The 15,929-nt window shown below is 47.3% G+C and carries 19 protein-coding genes; 2 read left to right on the forward strand and 17 right to left on the reverse strand.

The window, feature by feature from the left end:
- Positions 1 to 93: 93 nt before the first annotated feature.
- Positions 94 to 1,320 (reverse strand): dicarboxylate/amino acid:cation symporter, encoded by a 1,227-nt coding sequence (locus WMO62_RS09805; RefSeq protein ID WP_117496848.1) that lies wholly within the window; start codon positions 1,318 to 1,320, stop codon positions 94 to 96.
- 146 nt (positions 1,321 to 1,466) lie between these two features.
- The gene (locus tag WMO62_RS09810; protein ID WP_349144545.1) at positions 1,467 to 2,405 is read right to left on the reverse strand and encodes a ferredoxin-like domain-containing protein; all 939 of its coding nucleotides are present in this window, start codon (positions 2,403 to 2,405) and stop codon (positions 1,467 to 1,469) included.
- Between the two features lie 156 nt (positions 2,406 to 2,561).
- Between WMO62_RS09810 and WMO62_RS09815 the strand changes: the two genes are divergently transcribed.
- Positions 2,562 to 3,506, forward strand: a complete 945-nt coding sequence (locus WMO62_RS09815) for a LysR family transcriptional regulator (RefSeq protein WP_349144546.1) — start codon at positions 2,562 to 2,564, stop codon at positions 3,504 to 3,506.
- Here WMO62_RS09815 and WMO62_RS09820 read toward each other — a convergent pair.
- A complete protein-coding gene (locus WMO62_RS09820; protein ID WP_117496851.1) occupies positions 3,478 to 4,800 on the reverse strand; it encodes a replication-associated recombination protein A in 1,323 nt (440 codons plus the stop codon). The two genes, WMO62_RS09815 and WMO62_RS09820, sit on opposite strands and share 29 nt — an antisense overlap.
- Positions 4,801 to 4,892: 92 nt before the next feature.
- Here WMO62_RS09820 and WMO62_RS09825 point away from each other — a divergent pair, with 92 nt between their 5' ends.
- On the forward strand, positions 4,893 to 5,549 hold the full coding sequence (locus tag WMO62_RS09825) for an HAD family hydrolase (protein WP_349144547.1): 657 nt from the start codon (positions 4,893 to 4,895) through the stop codon (positions 5,547 to 5,549).
- Positions 5,550 to 5,585: 36 nt separating this feature from the next.
- On the opposite strand, the gene WMO62_RS09830 is transcribed toward WMO62_RS09825, so the two are convergent.
- The 14 genes from WMO62_RS09830 to WMO62_RS09895 all read right to left on the reverse strand — a co-directional run bounded on the left by WMO62_RS09830 (position 5,586) and on the right by WMO62_RS09895 (position 15,890).
- On the reverse strand, positions 5,586 to 6,422 hold the full coding sequence (locus WMO62_RS09830) for a hypothetical protein (protein WP_349144548.1): 837 nt from the start codon (positions 6,420 to 6,422) through the stop codon (positions 5,586 to 5,588).
- Positions 6,412 to 7,146: an ABC transporter ATP-binding protein gene (locus tag WMO62_RS09835; RefSeq protein ID WP_118438899.1), complete on the reverse strand. Its 735-nt coding sequence runs from the start codon at positions 7,144 to 7,146 to the stop codon at positions 6,412 to 6,414. The genes WMO62_RS09830 and WMO62_RS09835 overlap by 11 nt, the downstream gene beginning before the upstream one ends.
- On the reverse strand, positions 7,143 to 7,505 hold the full coding sequence (locus tag WMO62_RS09840; protein WP_147601546.1) for a GntR family transcriptional regulator: 363 nt from the start codon (positions 7,503 to 7,505) through the stop codon (positions 7,143 to 7,145). Before WMO62_RS09840 ends, WMO62_RS09835 begins: the two co-directional genes overlap by 4 nt.
- A gap of 381 nt (positions 7,506 to 7,886) precedes the next feature.
- Positions 7,887 to 8,558: a SpoIIIAH-like family protein gene (locus tag WMO62_RS09845; protein ID WP_349144549.1), complete on the reverse strand. Its 672-nt coding sequence runs from the start codon at positions 8,556 to 8,558 to the stop codon at positions 7,887 to 7,889.
- On the reverse strand, positions 8,545 to 9,198 hold the full coding sequence (locus WMO62_RS09850) for a SpoIIIAG-related protein (RefSeq protein ID WP_349144550.1): 654 nt from the start codon (positions 9,196 to 9,198) through the stop codon (positions 8,545 to 8,547). The genes WMO62_RS09845 and WMO62_RS09850 overlap by 14 nt, the downstream gene beginning before the upstream one ends.
- Complete coding sequence (locus WMO62_RS09855; protein ID WP_349144551.1) at positions 9,153 to 9,428, reverse strand: stage III sporulation protein AF; 276 nt, start codon at positions 9,426 to 9,428, stop codon at positions 9,153 to 9,155. Before WMO62_RS09855 ends, WMO62_RS09850 begins: the two co-directional genes overlap by 46 nt.
- A 64-nt stretch (positions 9,429 to 9,492) precedes the next feature.
- Positions 9,493 to 10,524, reverse strand: a complete 1,032-nt coding sequence (locus WMO62_RS09860; protein ID WP_349144552.1) for a stage III sporulation protein AE — start codon at positions 10,522 to 10,524, stop codon at positions 9,493 to 9,495.
- A 78-nt stretch (positions 10,525 to 10,602) separates the two neighbouring features.
- Positions 10,603 to 10,983 (reverse strand): SpoIIIAC/SpoIIIAD family protein, encoded by a 381-nt coding sequence (locus WMO62_RS09865; RefSeq protein WP_349144553.1) that lies wholly within the window; start codon positions 10,981 to 10,983, stop codon positions 10,603 to 10,605.
- Positions 10,984 to 10,997: 14 nt separating this feature from the next.
- Positions 10,998 to 11,192 carry a stage III sporulation protein AC gene (gene spoIIIAC / locus WMO62_RS09870; protein WP_117496859.1) on the reverse strand — a complete coding sequence of 65 codons (195 nt, stop codon included), beginning with the start codon at positions 11,190 to 11,192 and terminating at the stop codon, positions 10,998 to 11,000.
- 40 nt (positions 11,193 to 11,232) lie between these two features.
- Positions 11,233 to 11,751, reverse strand: coding sequence for a stage III sporulation protein AB (locus WMO62_RS09875; protein ID WP_349144554.1), 519 nt, complete (start codon positions 11,749 to 11,751; stop codon positions 11,233 to 11,235).
- Complete coding sequence (spoIIIAA, locus tag WMO62_RS09880) at positions 11,745 to 12,650, reverse strand: stage III sporulation protein AA (RefSeq protein WP_349144555.1); 906 nt, start codon at positions 12,648 to 12,650, stop codon at positions 11,745 to 11,747. The genes WMO62_RS09875 and spoIIIAA overlap by 7 nt, the downstream gene beginning before the upstream one ends.
- A 238-nt stretch (positions 12,651 to 12,888) precedes the next feature.
- A complete protein-coding gene (locus WMO62_RS09885; RefSeq protein WP_147601540.1) occupies positions 12,889 to 14,979 on the reverse strand; it encodes a polyribonucleotide nucleotidyltransferase in 2,091 nt (696 codons plus the stop codon).
- A 146-nt stretch (positions 14,980 to 15,125) separates the two neighbouring features.
- A complete protein-coding gene (gene rpsO / locus WMO62_RS09890; protein WP_349144556.1) occupies positions 15,126 to 15,392 on the reverse strand; it encodes a 30S ribosomal protein S15 in 267 nt (88 codons plus the stop codon).
- 102 nt (positions 15,393 to 15,494) lie between these two features.
- Positions 15,495 to 15,890, reverse strand: coding sequence for a DUF1667 domain-containing protein (locus WMO62_RS09895; protein WP_147601539.1), 396 nt, complete (start codon positions 15,888 to 15,890; stop codon positions 15,495 to 15,497).
- Positions 15,891 to 15,929 lie beyond the last annotated feature (39 nt).

A 15,929-nucleotide genomic window follows, 5' to 3' on the forward strand; every position in this document is an offset into this window, starting at 1 on the left:
AATTAATTATACCAAAAAATCGCTCAGACCTCACGGTCTGGGCGATTTTTCTGTCAGGGGAGTTTTTTTACAGCCCCAATAATTTACTGCTCACTATTTATTTGCTTTGCGTACTTCTTTTTTTGCTTCCATATTAGATACGACCATGGTACAAGCTGCATCACCGGTAATATTAACGGTTGTCCGACCCATATCGAAGATACGGTCGACACCTGCTACCAGCGCGATACCATCGATTGGAAGTCCAACAGAGGTCAGTACCATTGCCAGCATAACCATACCTGCTCCCGGTACACCTGCGGTTCCGATGGAAGCCAAAGTTGCGGTCAGGACAATGGTCAGCATCTGCGGCAGAGTCAGCTGAATACCATAGCAGGATGCGATAAAAATCGCACATACGCCCTGATAGATAGCAGTACCATCCATATTGATAGTTGCTCCCAGCGGAAGAACGAAGGAAGCGATCTCACGTTTTGCACCAAGCTTCTCGGTACAGCTTAAGTTGATCGGCAGAGTTCCCACAGAAGATGCACTGGAAAATGCAAACATGATCGCCGGCATCATTCCTTTGAAGAATTTCACAGGACTCATGCCGCCCAGTGTGCTGACTGTCAGAGAGTAAACAACCACTGCATGTACAAAATAGCAGATATAAGCAGCCAGCAGTACCATAGCCAGAGAACCGATGATGGTCGGACCATTGGATGCAATAACCGGGCACAGCAGGCAGAACACACCGATCGGTGATAACTTCAGGATCATTTCCATACATTTCATAAAGATCTCATTCAGATCGTTAAATGCATTTACCACACGGACATTTTTCTCACCCACCAGAATAATGGCAAAACCAAGAATAATAGCCATCACGATGACCTGAAGCATATTCGCCTCTACCATTGGAGAGATGAAGTTGGACGGAAAAATATTTACCAGCGTATCCATAAAGGAGGTTGCCTCTGCAGCCTCATAGGACAGATCCGTGGTTGCAACCACCGGGAACATTCCCTTGAACAGATTACCGCCAACCAGTCCGATGGTTACGGCAAATGCAGTAGTGCACAGATAAAAGACAACGGTTTTCAGTCCGATAGATCCGACTTTCCTGATATCACTCATGGAAATGATACCACACATGATGGAGAACAGAACAATCGGGCACACAATAAATTTGATCAGGTTCAGGAAGATCGTTCCGAACGGTTTAATATAGTTGGTTGCAAAATCTGCATAATTCTGCATCAGCAGACCTGCAATAATGGCCAGTACCAGTGCAATAAAGATCTGCATGGCCAGCGACATTTTCTTCTTTTCTTTCATGAGTATTTCCTCGCTTCCCTCTTGTAGTTTACATAATGAAAAAAAAGATGACATTACAAAATTATTTGAAATGTCATCTTCGTCATCACTAATATAGGATTATATCATGTTGATTTTATGGTTGCAAGATGGAATTCCATCCCATTTTATTTGGTTTTCAGCTCTGCTGTCAGGATCTCTTCTTTTCTATCCAAAATCTCATCAGAGAGAAGCTGCTTTTCCACATTTTCAAAGCCAAGCCGCTCGATGGTATTGGCAAAACGCTCACCCACATAGCCCTGGTCACGATACAGAAGGATTGCTTTCTCGATCACGTTCAGTGCCTCATCCTTGCTGGTAAAGATCTTGCCAAGTGCACGTCCCTGGGACACCTGTTTTCCCCAGCGTCCGCCGATATAGATCTTAAATCCATACTGACCATCCACGATAGAATCAAAACGGCAATGTCCAATGCAGCGACCGCAATGGTTACATTTCTCCTCATCTCTTACCAGAACACCATCGATCACCTTTGACGCACCAATCGGACAGGCTTCCTCAATAGCGCATTTTTTACAGCCCTTGCAAAGCTCTTTATGAAATTCCGGGATTCTCTGACCGATGATTCCCAGATCATTCAGGTTCGGTTTTACACAGTTATTCGGGCATCCACCTACTGCGATCTTGAATTTATGCGGCAATTTGATGTCATGATAAGCCACATAAAAACGATGATGAATCTCCTCAGAGATTCCAAAGGAATCCAGCAGACCATACTGACAGGTGGTTCCCTTACAGGACACGATCGGTCTTACCTTCGGACCGGTTCCTCCGGTGGTCAGTCCTTCTTTTGCGATAAACTCACGGAATGCTTCGATATTTTCATAAGGAATGCCCTGCACCTCCACAGTCAGTCTGGTGGTAAATGTCAGATTACCGTTTCCAAATTTTTCTGCGGCCTCTGCCAGGCATCTGTGCTGTGCCACAGTCACCTTTCCGTTCACAGTGATCACACGGGCGGAAAAGTTATCCGTTCCTTTGTTATTCAGAAATCCCAGACCCTTCAGGCGCTGCTCTTCCTCTTTGCTGATGGTTAATGCTGCCATGCTTGTCCTCCTTTATCTGCTTTGTATATTCATTTCGCCGCATCTTATGATTCCGGCTCACATATTGTCTCTATCATATCACTTGCCTATCTATTTGAAAAATGATAATATTTTATGAAAACAATAGGTTTTACCTATATATTGAGGAGGTTTTCCATGACGATCCGTCATCTTACGATTTTTCTTGCAGTTGCCGAATATGGCACCATGAGTGCTGCTGCGGAACACTTATATCTTTCTCAGCCAACGATCAGTCAGGCGATCCGGGAGTTGGAAAAGCATTACAATGGATTACTGTTTGAACGGTTAGGGAAGAAACTATACCTGACCGACCGTGGAACACTTCTGCTCCCTCAGGCCAGGGAACTTGTGAACCGGTTCACAGAAGTGGAAGAACTGATGTTGAACCAGGGGCAGACTTCCATTCTGAAGCTTGGAAGCACACTGACCGTCGGAACCTGTCTAACTCCCACCGTTATGCTGAAACTGGAAGAATCCACCCCCGGTCTGGAAGTCCATTCCTATGTAAGCAATACCTTAGAGATTGAACAGAAACTATTAAAATCTGAGCTGGATGCTGCGGTAGTAGAAGGCGAAATCCAATCTCCGGATCTGGTAGTGATCCCCATTATTGATGATTGTCTGGTTCTTGCCGCCGGAAAACACCACCCATTTTATGAACGCAACCTGATCTTTTCCGATGAACTGAACGGTCAACCCTTTGCTATGCGCGAAAAAGGCAGCGGCACCCGGCAGCTTTTTGAGAATTATGCTGATAAGCATAAGCTTCTTCTTAAAGTCACCTGGGAAGCCAACTGCCCCCGTACCATTTTAAATGCGGTTCTCTATAATAAAGTGCTGTCCGTCATGTCTCTGCGACTCATGCCTCATGAGATCCGACACCAACGACTTCGAATCTTCCACAACGAAGATCTGGAATGGAACCGCACCTTTAAGCTGGTCTACCATAAAAACAAATTTCTCACACCGGCCATCTACGAGCTGGAGAAAATTCTGTGGCAATATCAGTCGATCAAACTTCCGCCAGAATGCGGGATTCTGCGAAATCGAATCACTGATCCCTCTCCCGCAGCCGTTTAAGCCGATCACCGATCACCTTCTCATAACCAATGTCCGTGGGATGGTAGAATGTCTGTCCCACCAGTTCATCTGGCAGATACTGCTGCTTCACATAATGCTCTGGATAATCATGAGCATACTTATAGCCGATGCCATGTCCCAGCTTTTCTGCACCACCATAATGCTTATCCTGCAGATGAACCGGAACGGTGGTCGTAGTAGACTTCACCGCTGCCATGGCATCAAAGATTGCATTGCAGGCTGCATTGCTCTTAGGCGCACCTGCCACATAAGAAGCGGCCTGGGACAAGATGATCTGTGCTTCCGGCATACCGATCCGCTCCACTGCCTGAGCTGCTGCCACCGCCACCTGAATGGCCTGTGGATCTGCATTTCCCACATCCTCCGATGCGCAGATCATGATCCTGCGGGCAATAAATTTAATATCTTCCCCGGCATACAGCATTTTCGCCAGATAAAAGACCGCCGCATCCGGATCCGATCCCCTCATACTCTTGATAAATGCCGAGATCGTATCATAATGATTATCTCCGCCTTTGTCATAGCGGACCACTTTTTTCTGAATACACTGAGATGCCACCTCCAGCGTAATGTGGATCTTTCCATCCTCACTTTTCTCTGTAGTCAGAATTCCAAGCTCCAGCGCATTTAACGCATTTCTTGCATCTCCTCCGGCAATATCTGCCAGAAAATCCAGCGCATCCTCATCTGCCACCGCCTGGTAGGCACCCATGCCCTTTTCCATGTCAGTAAGTGCACGCTTCAGAAGTTGCTTGATATCCGCAGGTTCCAGTGCTTTCAGTTCAAAGACAATCGACCGGGACAGTAATGCGCCATTTACTTCAAAATACGGATTTTCGGTGGTGGCACCAATCAGGATCAATGTACCGTCCTCCACAAAAGGAAGCAGATAATCCTGCTGACTCTTATTAAACCGGTGGATCTCATCTACAAACAGGATCGTGTGTTTGCCGTACATGCCCAGATTGTCCTTTGCCTGACGCACCACATCCTCCATATCCTTTTTACCTGCCACCGTAGCATTGATCTGGGTAAACTCTGCCTTCGTTGTATGAGCGATCACCTTTGCAATGGTGGTCTTTCCGGTTCCAGGCGGGCCATAAAAGATCACAGATCCAAGCTTATCTGCCCGGATCGCACGATAAAGCAGCTTGTCCTTTCCTATAATATGCTGCTGTCCCACGATCTCTTCCAGTGTCTCCGGCCGCATACGCGATGCCAGCGGCGCTTCGGATTTCATGGTATTAGTTCTCATATAGTCAAATAAATCCATGGTATCTTTCCTTTCTGAGTTCCCTTTTCCCTGTCAGATATGGTACAATCCCTGTATACGATCAACCATAAGAAAAAAGGAGTATAACATCTATGCAATATCAGGCAGTTGTTTTTGACATGGACGGCGTTATCTTCGATACAGAACGTCTGGTCATCGAATTTTGGAAAGAAGTAGCTAAAAAACACAATATCCCAAATGTAGAACACACTTGCATTCAATGTCTTGGTACCAATCGTGTACGTACTCGGGAAATATTTCTGGAAAATTACGGTGCAGATTTTCCCTTTGATCCGTATCGTGCAGAAGTGACTGAGCTTTTTAATACTCACTATAAGGGTGTACCGCTTCCTACCAAACCCGGCATTCGTGAACTGTTAAACTATCTTCAGGAACAGGACATCAAAGTCGGTCTTGCCTCCTCCACGGCCCAGCATCTGGTGCGTGATGAGATCGGCACTGCAGGACTTCTTCCCTATTTTCAGACACTGGTCTGCGGAGATATGGTGGAACACAGTAAACCAGCTCCTGATATTTTTCTGAAGGCCTGCGAAATTCTTAACGCAGACCCCACAAAGTCCATTGCCATTGAGGATTCTTTTAACGGCATCCGTTCTGCTCACTGCGCAGGCATGACTCCGATCATGGTTCCTGACCAGGTACAGCCGACAGATGAGATCCGCACACTTGCCTTTCATGTCATGCCAAGTCTTCTCGATGTATTAAACTGGCTGAAAACTCTCGCATAAGTGTATTATACTGATTTTCAGAAATGGATACAAGCATTACTCCAGATTCAGTTTGTTGGTCAACACATACTCCGTGATCACATGGTATACAGCTACCTGTATTCCATTTATCACCAGCATGATCAGCATATACAGGGTGATGATCAATCCTGCATTACCCGCCGTGATATTCACCAGATTATCCGGTAATATGTTCGTGACGATCATGGTGCCGATATTAGTGATGGTACTCACAGCCATATTTAAGCCAATATAAGCCAGAAATGATCCTGCTACCCGATGACCCTCCATCAACTGACCCAGAGACATAGATGCATAGAGCATATAGATTCCGCAGATGCTTGTGACGATCAGGAACAGGATTCCAAGCACGATCAGAACACCTGTGTAAGCACCAAGCTCTCCTGTCATTGATCTCCATATTACACTGAACGTATATCCCATACTGTAAAAGATCTCCTTGGAGATGCCAAGGAACAGGATCAGGCAGGAAAGTGCCGCAATCAGACCACTGATCAGATTTACAATGGCCGCCACGATCACCTTGGATACGATGAGCTGCCATACTTCCACCGGAAGGGTAAATGCCAGATAACCTTCTTCTTTCAGAAGACCGTTCCAGAATCTGCGGATCACCAGGATCAGTGTCATGATCATCATGCCGACGATCACTGCCACAAAAAGGACTGCAAGGATTCCAAGCAGGATCGGACCTATATATTCAGAAAATACATTCATAAGCGGTCCGTCTGCTACCGAAAGCAGATGAATGGTTGCGCTCAGCATTACTGCGATGACCGGTGCCACGATCCAGACCGGAATAAACACGCGGATCAGAGATTTGATATCATATTTCACCAGCTTACTTAACATTCCACTCACCTCCCTCAAATGGTACTGCCCGAAATTCCTGTCGGAACAGTTCATCTACGGACATGCCTTCTTTTTCGCGGATATCATCCACCTGTTCCTGGCGAACGATCTGTCCGTCCTTTAAAAATACGACTTCATCCAGCACCCGCTCCACATCTGCGATCAGATGGGTAGAGATCAGTACTGTGCCGTCCGGATTGTAATTATTCAAAATGGTTGACAGGATGAAATCTCTGGCTGCCGGGTCCACACCGGCGATGGGCTCGTCGAGAAGATACAGTTTTGCCTGTCTGCTCATGACCAGTACCAACTGAACTTTCTCTTTATTTCCTTTTGACAGGGTCTTCATCTTCAACTTGGTATCAATTCCCAGTTCCTGACACATCTTTTCCGCCCGTGCCCGGTCAAAATCCTCATAAAAATCTTCAAACAGCTCCAGCAGATCTGTAATCTTCATCCAGTCTGCAAAATAAGGCTTGTCCGGAAGATAACTGATCACTGATTTGGTATGTATGCCCGGCTCCTCCCCGTCAATGGTCACCATTCCCTGATCCGGCTTCAAAAGTCCGTTCAGGATCTTGATCAAGGTTGTCTTACCGGATCCATTGGGTCCTAACAGACCCACAATCTTTCCACTTTCCAGTCTCAGATTCACACCGCAAAGAGCTTCTTTTCTGCCGTATCTCTTGTGCAGATCCTGACACTGTATCAATATCTCACTCATTCTTTCATGCTCCTTTCCAAAAGCTGTACTGCCTGTTCTTTGCTGTAACCGAGCTCTGCAGTTGCCTCAAAGAACTGATCGATAATATTTCCTGCAAGTCTGGATCGCATGGCTTCCAGCACGCCTTCATCTTCCGTCACGGTTCTCCCGATTGTCCGGTTCGGTATACTTAAGCCTTCCCCGTCCAACGCGGCCAATGCCCGCTGCATGGTATTGGGATTCACACCTGCTTCTGCAGCCAGGTCACGCACTGTTGGAAGTTTTTCTCCGGCTTTATACCATCCAGACAGGATCCGCCTGGTCAGCTGCTCTTCCAACTGCATCCAGATTGGTCTGCTGTCATCCAATTTCCACTCCATATGCTGTACTCCTTTCTCTATTGTATTATTTATTTAATACAATAATAATTCCATACAAACGATTTGTCAACAGATTTTCGAAAAATCCATGACAGCCCCGGATGATAGAACAAACCGTTACCTGCAGCAGCCCGCAAAGTCAGCAATAAACTGCGCTGCTATGACTTGGAGCGAACAAACTGGTTCGGTGTATTGTCGGGAGCGTACACGTTTCGTGTACGAATCCAGACAATATAGCGGGCCAGTTTTGTCCGATACACGTCATACGAGCTTTTATGCTGACTTCGTGGGCTGTTGTATATACGATCTTTTATTCTATCATCCGGGGCTGTTACAATTTTTGTAAACTTCTCCGGGCTGTTGTAGATTTCCCCGAAAAGTTTACTCTGCTGCCTGCACCGGTGTAATGGTAATATTGGCAGCTTCGATCCCGGTTTTTCGTTTCACGATATCCTCGATCTGTGCCCGTTTAGCATCACTGACCTGGGTACTGCTGACCACTACATCTGCGCCGGAATCACTGATACTGACGACCACATCTTCAAATCCCTGTGCCGACAATAAGGTCTCTGCCGCCAGTTCCTTCTCTGCGGCATCTGTCATGGATACCATCTCATCAATGGCATCCTGCTTCTCAGAATCACTGATATTCGTGCTGTTGATGACCTCCATAAGAATCTCTTTATTGCGGGAGCGGGTCTGCTCTCTGGTCACTTTCGCTTCTGCCACTACCGTGCTTCCTCCTGTACTGCTGGCCATGACAGTCTCCCCGACACTGTCATCTGCAGATGCCGTCTCCTCATAATCTTCATCCAGGCTGGCAATATCCGTCTTCTCTTCTTCCCCCGTCTGTGCATAGATGTCCTCTGCAGAAATATCGGCTGTCATATCAGAATCATCACTTTCAGACACCGAATCACTTCCGGCTGTCAGCATACTGCTATCAAAGGATGTGCCTGCATAATTCAGATATCCTGCCACAGCGATCATAGCTGCCAGTGCTGTAACAATGATCTGATTTTTCTTAAAAACAGGTTTTTTAATTTTTTTCAACAATGTTGCCTCCTTCTCCCATTTTCATTATTTTAATCTTATGAGGCTCAATTCCAAATAATGCCTGCACGGCCTCTAATATCTCTGCTTTCACTTTTGTATTGCCACCGCCTTCAGCGATCACCAGTACTCCTGTCACCTTCGGATTGATCCAGGATACCACATAAGGATATTTTCCATTGTCATTTTCCTGATAAATGGTCTCTTCCTCCACACTGTCCGCATTGCTGATCCGATCTTTTTCCACCTGCCGCTCACTGCTTCCTTCCCAGGTCAGCATAACCCTCACCTGGCCTGCACCATCTACCGTGGACAGAAGTTCTTCCAGCTTCTGCTCCGTCTGAGCTTCATATTTTTCCAGATCCGACAGTGGCTCATCTTCTCCATCAGACATGCCGCTCTCCAGATTGTCATCCACAGATGAATTTCCACTCCCAGAAGAATTCCCCATCATGCCACTGTTCATCTCCCTCTCTCTGGATATTTCGTCAGCAGTCCCCTTCTTCTCAACCGGAATCGCAATGACTGCCAGCAGAAGTCCCACCAGTACCAGGATCAACAGCTGGTCTTTCCCTGGCGGCCAGTATTTTTCTTTTATCTTTCCTGCCAGTCCTCTGACAGTTTCCATTCTGTCTTCCATATCTCCGCCTGCTCCTCCCATTCATACGCACTGGTAAATACCCGGCTGTCCAATTGTCCGGTCAGGTGAAATATCTGCAGCACCGGCTGAAGCAATAAGATCAGCAGCAACAGTCCCAGATAAAATTTTACATATCGTTCATAGATGCCTGAGGGAAGAAGATTCAGGATCACCTGTTCCAGTAAGCAGAATACAGCCAGCGTCTTCGCCATATCCACAAATATCTGCATATTGCCTCTCCCTTCCATCCCGACTGATTCTTTTGCAAAATGTCACTTCCCCCCATCTTATGTATCACCTCCCTGTTATAGCCGTGGTCAATGCCACAGTCAGCAGGAACAGCACCAGCACCATACATATGGTCTGAAATAATAGCTTCATGCCACAGCCAACTCCTGCAAGGCAGCCGGTGATTCGTTCATCTGATATGGGCTGCAGCACTGCTGCCAGCAGATAATAGGCCGCCATCATGATTCCCAGCTTTGCCAGTGGGATCAGGCATAGAAGGAGCAGCACCACCAGTGCCGCCGCACCGATCCCATTTTTAATCAACATAGCTGATCCAAGCACCATATCTGTGACGGAACTTCCCGCATCCCCAATCCCCGGGATCATCTCGATTCCTTTGCTGACGGTCAGCTTCCGAAATGCATCCGCCGCCGGAGTCAACAGTCCCTGGATCATATGAAACGCCATGACTGCAGCCACCACTCCTTTCAGACTCCAGCCCACCACCATTTCCAACAATTCTGTCAGACGACTTAACCGTTCCTCCCCTGACAGATGATCCACCATAACCAGCAGCACATAGATCTCAATACACGGCAGCACAAACAATTCCAGGACCCGCTGAAGGCCTGACACCAGCAACAGAATAAATTCGTAATACACCCCTGCCGAAGCCACATAAGAGGTCATCGTCATTGCAAGAAAATACGCCGGCGCCAGCACCGTCATAAAATTTCGCATGGCAAGCAGCACATCTCTTGCGATCTCCATACTGTTCTGGAAGGACACCATCAGAATCAACAGAAGGATCATGTAGATCATGGCAAAACTGATCTGTGATACGCTCCGGTTCTTGAACACTTCTGCAAAATGGAGAAGCACCGCAGATGCTACCGCCAGCAATAAGACATGTACCCACAGCCTCTTCTGCATGACCAGTTCCTGCAGAAAAATTGTCCCAAAATTATGAAGGATCCCACCCCAGGAAAGGATACTTTGCCCGGATGTTCCCTGTTCTACCAGCTGCTGAAAGTCCACCGTGCCGCCCAGAATATCATCCAGAAGTTCCTGGATCTCAGACAGATCGATCTGTTCCATATGTATCCTCCCATGTATACTTCTTATGCTGCCCTGTCCGTCTTGCAAAGCACCGACAGTCTCAGGGCACATTTTCCATCAGCTCAGGAATCCCCGGATGGTCTTCAGAAGTGCTGTCAGCACCGGAATTCCTGCCGCCAGCACTGACAGCTTGCCAAACATCTGGATCTGCCCGGCGATAGTGGCATACCCGGCATCCTTACACAGATCCGAAGCAAATTCCGCAATATACGTGATTCCGATAATTTTCAACAGAATTTTAAAATATCCGGCCTGCAGGGGCAGACTTTCCTGTACGGTCTGAAGTCCGGCAAGAATCATTCCCAGCAGATCTGTCATCTGTAAAAATACCAGCAGGCTCACCGCCAGACAGAGATAGATTCCATATTCCGGCTTTAATGCCTTCACCTGCAATGCCAGCAGCACGCCTGCGATCCCGATCATAGCGATTCGAAGCATTCTTATCTCCCTCCTCAGAGCGTAAATAATTTCTGCATGATTTGAAACAGCTCGTATACATAGGGAATGATCCAGAACAGCACAAGCAGAAGCCCTGCCAGACTGGTCAGAAATGCCTGTTCTTCCCTCCCGCTGTGTTTGAGTACCTGTGACAGTACCGATACCAGAATTCCTACTGCCGCAATTTTAAATAACAACGCTTCGTTCATCCCTATATCCACCTTGTTCAAAATAGTCATGTATCCAATCCTACATGATCACAAGCACCAATGCTGCTCCACCCAGCGCGCCCAGATACCGGTACAGCTTCTGTCGGCTGTCGGCTGCTGCTTTTGCCTCTGCAAGACTTAACATTATTTTCTCCTGATAAAACTGAATGGCGTTTAACTGCATGGGCATATCCATCCGTCCCAGCAGTTGTCCAAATTCTTCCAGATCCTGCTGTTCCTTTTTTGTGAGAAACAAAAGCTTTTGAATTTCTTTCAGATTCCGGCTCCAGATCTCTCCTGCCGTCTGTCCTGTCCGCTTTCCAAGATCTTCAGATACCTTCCAAAAGAACTGTTGAAATGGTGCTTTTGCATCCTTTGCCAGGAGCTCACAGACCGCTGGCAGCGTAAGCCTTACACAACGGATCTCCCCCTGAAGGATCAATAACAGCCGCTGCAGCTCTTCCAGCTGTGCAACTCTCTTTCCCAGTTCTCTGGCTGCTGCATCCCCGAATCCTAAGCCTCCCACCAAAATCAGACTCCATCCCATGATCTTCAGCAAAGTCTCTTTCCCTCCTCGTTGACGATAACTTCCACCTGTCCGGGAAGTTCTCCATTCTTCAGAAAAATGTAGCGGGAAAACAACCTTTCTCTGACCAGATCCTTCAGAACCGGCTTTTCCAGAAGTTCCCGGAATGAGGAACCATGAACGGTCGCAAACAGTACGCAGCCACAGCGCATTGCATAGGTAAAAGCTTCCAGATCTTCCTGGCTTCCGATCTCATCAGCTGCCACCACCTCCGGCGCCATAGAACGGATCAGCATCATCAGCCCCTTTGCTTTTGGACAGGCATCCAGCACATCCGTACGGATTCCCACATCATTTCCTGGAATTCCACCACTGCACCCTGCAATCTCTGACCGCTCATCCACCAGGCCTACAGTCATGCCCGGATGGATCAGTGTTCCATTGGAAATCTGTCGGATACAGTCCCGAAGCATGGTTGTCTTCCCTTTTCCCGGCGGTGATACGATCAGTGTGGACTGTAAGGCTCCATCCTGCCACAGGAATGGAACCACTTCATCTGCACATCCTAAGATCTGATGAGCAAACCGAAGATTCAGAGAAGATATCGCCGTGATTGTACGGATATTTCCATCCTCCACCACCACTCTTCCTGCAATTCCAACCCGGTGCCCACCCGGAAGGGACAGATATCCTCTTCGAATCTCTTCTTCATAGGCATACAGCGAATAATTGCCAAGATAAGCCAATGTTTCTTCCAGCTGCCGGCGATGGATCACCGTCTGTGACACATACTCTTTTCCATGACTGAGGATCACTGCCGGCTGTTCTGCCCGCAGACGGATCTCCTGCAAGCCTGCTACATCCAGATTCATCTTTTGCAGCACCTCCCGAAGACCAGAGGGAAGCAGTTTTATCATCTCTTCACTCCGCATGTTGTCCCACTCCTAAACACATGACAATTCAGAGCCATATTCGCAAAATCGCCTCTACGAGGCTGTCTCCGTTTCACTACGGTCCTCGCTAAGCAGATGTCCCCCGGACATCTAGCGACTTTTGCTCATTTCATGGCTTTGAATTGTTACAATATATGTAAAAAGGGCAGTGTCTATGACTTTGTCATAAACACTGCCCTTTTATGGGTAACTGCTTCACATGCAGTTCAATATTTCATTAGTTCTCCTTGCAGTCCTTGATAGAGAAGCTGATTCTTCCCATCTTGTCCTTGCCAAGGCAGACAACTTTGACTACATCGCCCAGAGTCAGAACGTCTTCTACGCGGTTGATACGCTCTTTTGCGATCTTGGAAATGTGAACCATTCCCTCTTTGCCCGGTGCAAACTCAAGGAATGCGCCGAACTCTTTGATGCTGACAACTTTACCGGTAAATACCTGACCCTCTTCAAAATCAGTTACGATGATATTGATCAGCTCTTTCGCTTTCTCCATCTTCTCTTTGTCAGTACCACAGATGGATACAGCTCCGTCATCATTGATATCGATCTTCACACCGGTCTGCTCAATGATCGCATTGATGGTCTTACCTCTCTGACCAACCACATCACCGATCTTCTGCGGATCGATATTCATCTGAATGATCTTCGGTGCATAAGTACCAACTTCTTTTCTCGGCTCAGCGATTGCCGGCTTCATACAAGTATCCATGATGAACAGTCTTGCCTCACGGCATCTTGCGATAGCACCCTCAACGATCGGTCTGGTCAGTCCGTGGATCTTGATATCCATCTGGATCGCAGTAATACCGTCAGTCGTACCGGTTACCTTGAAGTCCATATCTCCGAAGAAGTCCTCAAGACCCTGAATATCGGTCAGAAGAACAAAATCATCATCGGTCTCGCCGGTTACCAGACCACAGGAAATACCTGCTACCATCTTCTTGATCGGTACGCCTGCTGCCATCAGGGACATACAGGATGCACAGGTAGAAGCCATGGAAGTAGATCCGTTGGACTCAAAGGTCTCGGATACACAGCGGATGGTATATGGGAACTCTTCCTCACTCGGCAATACCGGGATCAGAGCTCTCTCAGCCAATGCGCCATGTCCGATCTCACGACGTCCCGGTCCTCTGGACGGCTTGGTCTCGCCTACAGAGTAGCTCGGGAAGTTGTAATGATGCATATATCTCTTGCTTACTTCATTCTCATCCAGTCCATCGATCTTCTGCTGCTCAGACAGCGGAGCCAGTGTACACACGTCACAGATCTGAGTCTGTCCACGAGTGAACATTGCAGAACCATGTACTCTCGGGATAATATCAACTTCTGCTGCCAGCGGACGGATCTGGGTGATCTCACGTCCATCCGGACGCTTGTGATCTTTGAGGATCATCTTACGGACAGTTTTCTTCTCGTACTGATATACAGCCTCTCCCAGTACTGCCAGCCATTCTTCCTTCTCAGCAAATGCCTCAGTCAGTCTCTCGGTCAGTACACGGATATTCTCCTCACGAGTCTGCTTATCATCGGTAAATACCGCTTTTTCCATCTCTTCTGGCGGAACGATCTCTTTGATCGCTGCAAACAGCTCTTCCGGAACTGCACAGCTTGTATACTCATGCTTCTGTTTTCCAACTTCAGCTACAATCGTATCAATGAAGGTGATGATCTTCTGGTTCACTTCATGAGCCATATAGATTGCTTCGATCATCTTAGCCTCCGGAATCTCATTAGCTCCGGCCTCGATCATGATTACTTTCTCTCTGGTGGATGCAACGGTCAGGTTCAGATCGCCGCTCTTCCACTGCTCCTGGCTCGGGTTGATCACAAACTCGCCATCGATCATACCTACCTGAGTCATTGCACACGGTCCGTCAAACGGAATGTCAGAGATGCAGGTTGCGATTGCTGCACCCAGCATAGCCACCAACTCCGGACGGCAGGACGGGTCAACACTCATAACCATATTGTTCAGGGTTACATCATTTCTGTAATCCTTCGGGAACAGAGGACGCATCGGGCGGTCGATAACACGGGATGTCAGGATCGCATTTTCAGATGCTTTACCCTCTCTCTTGTTGAATCCTCCCGGAATCTTTCCGACAGAATACATTTTCTCTTCATATTCTACACTCAGCGGGAAGAAATCAATTCCATCCCTCGGCTTGTCAGATGCAGTTGCAGTAGACAGAACAACTGTATCACCGTAGTGCATGAAAGCTGCACCATTTGCCTGAGCTGCAACACGACCAATATCAACTCTCAGAGTTCTGCCTGCCAGCTCCATTGTGTAACTTTTGTACATAATTGTATCTCCTTTCTGAATTGCTTGTGGAAGATACCGAAACTACTGAAAAGAACAGAAAAGCACTGATTTCTGCGCTTTTCAGTGGTCTCGGAACTTATCTTCCACTCAAAACAGGGCGGAGAAATTCTCCGCCCTATGGTTTCTTATTTTCTAAGACCTAATTTTGCGATCAGTGCACGGTATCTATCGATATCTTTCTCTTTCAGATATGCCAGCATACCACGTCTCTGTCCTACCATTTTCAGAAGACCTCTTCTGGAATGATGGTCTTTCTGGTTAACTTTCAGATGCTCAGTAAGCTCCTGGATTCTAGCGGTCAGGATAGCTACCTGTACCTCCGGTGAACCGGTGTCTCCCTCACAACGTCCGTACTCTGCAATGATTGCCTGCTTTTTTTCCTTAGAAATCATGTTTCTTCCTCCTATACTTTTAAACGCCTGTCATCAAGGGCCGGTCGGAGTGTCCAGACTCTGAATGACGGCTGAATTTCATACTCTGTTACTCTAACATACTTACAGCTCTTTGTAAAGGTATTTTTTTGTTGCATTTACACGGATTTTCTTTGTTGCGACTACAGCCACACCTGTATGTACGATATCATGAACGATCACGTCTCCAATCTCCACAGGAGCTGTCACCTTCACATTCTTCAGAGCCTGCACACAGGCCAGAATTTTATCTTTCGGTATATCAGAAGCTGTCTTTACGGGAACCACCGGTATCTCACCTTCCAGCACCGTAACAGTGCTCGTCACGATCCTGGTCGGAGCTGTTACTTCTTTTTCTCCATAGACTGCACCTTTTTTACAGTGATTTCCTTCTACTTTTGTGACCTGTTTTCCATCCAGAAACACGGTCAGTTCACAGCCTTTCGGGCAACCGATGCAGATCAGTTTCTTACGTTCCATCCATCACACCTCCTGCCGTCCGTGACTGTGACTTTCCCG

Source organism: Hominiventricola aquisgranensis, assembly GCF_040096225.1.
Taxonomy (GTDB): domain Bacteria; phylum Bacillota; class Clostridia; order Lachnospirales; family Lachnospiraceae; genus Hominiventricola; species Hominiventricola aquisgranensis.

What these genes read in the sequence shown, in the direction of transcription:
- WMO62_RS09865 (WP_349144553.1), bottom strand. Translation starts at nt 10,983, where the DNA reads ATGCTTCGAATCGCTATGATCGGGATCGCAGGCGTGCTGCTGGCATTG.
- WMO62_RS09830 (WP_349144548.1), bottom strand. Translation starts at nt 6,422, where the DNA reads ATGTTAAGTAAGCTGGTGAAATATGATATCAAATCTCTGATCCGCGTG.
- WMO62_RS09860 (WP_349144552.1), bottom strand. Translation starts at nt 10,524, where the DNA reads ATGGAACAGATCGATCTGTCTGAGATCCAGGAACTTCTGGATGATATT.
- spoIIIAC (WP_117496859.1), bottom strand. Translation starts at nt 11,192, where the DNA reads ATGAACGAAGCGTTGTTATTTAAAATTGCGGCAGTAGGAATTCTGGTA.
- WMO62_RS09895 (WP_147601539.1), bottom strand. Translation starts at nt 15,890, where the DNA reads ATGGAACGTAAGAAACTGATCTGCATCGGTTGCCCGAAAGGCTGTGAA.
- WMO62_RS09850 (WP_349144550.1), bottom strand. Translation starts at nt 9,198, where the DNA reads ATGGAAGACAGAATGGAAACTGTCAGAGGACTGGCAGGAAAGATAAAA.
- WMO62_RS09835 (WP_118438899.1), bottom strand. Translation starts at nt 7,146, where the DNA reads ATGAGTGAGATATTGATACAGTGTCAGGATCTGCACAAGAGATACGGC.
- WMO62_RS09855 (WP_349144551.1), bottom strand. Translation starts at nt 9,428, where the DNA reads ATGCAGATATTTGTGGATATGGCGAAGACGCTGGCTGTATTCTGCTTA.
- rpsO (WP_349144556.1), bottom strand. Translation starts at nt 15,392, where the DNA reads ATGATTTCTAAGGAAAAAAAGCAGGCAATCATTGCAGAGTACGGACGT.
- WMO62_RS09840 (WP_147601546.1), bottom strand. Translation starts at nt 7,505, where the DNA reads ATGGAGTGGAAATTGGATGACAGCAGACCAATCTGGATGCAGTTGGAA.
- spoIIIAA (WP_349144555.1), bottom strand. Translation starts at nt 12,650, where the DNA reads ATGCGGAGTGAAGAGATGATAAAACTGCTTCCCTCTGGTCTTCGGGAG.
- WMO62_RS09810 (WP_349144545.1), bottom strand. Translation starts at nt 2,405, where the DNA reads ATGGCAGCATTAACCATCAGCAAAGAGGAAGAGCAGCGCCTGAAGGGT.
- WMO62_RS09815 (WP_349144546.1), top strand. Translation starts at nt 2,562, where the DNA reads ATGACGATCCGTCATCTTACGATTTTTCTTGCAGTTGCCGAATATGGC.
- WMO62_RS09825 (WP_349144547.1), top strand. Translation starts at nt 4,893, where the DNA reads ATGCAATATCAGGCAGTTGTTTTTGACATGGACGGCGTTATCTTCGAT.
- WMO62_RS09805 (WP_117496848.1), bottom strand. Translation starts at nt 1,320, where the DNA reads ATGAAAGAAAAGAAGAAAATGTCGCTGGCCATGCAGATCTTTATTGCA.
- WMO62_RS09885 (WP_147601540.1), bottom strand. Translation starts at nt 14,979, where the DNA reads ATGTACAAAAGTTACACAATGGAGCTGGCAGGCAGAACTCTGAGAGTT.
- WMO62_RS09820 (WP_117496851.1), bottom strand. Translation starts at nt 4,800, where the DNA reads ATGGATTTATTTGACTATATGAGAACTAATACCATGAAATCCGAAGCG.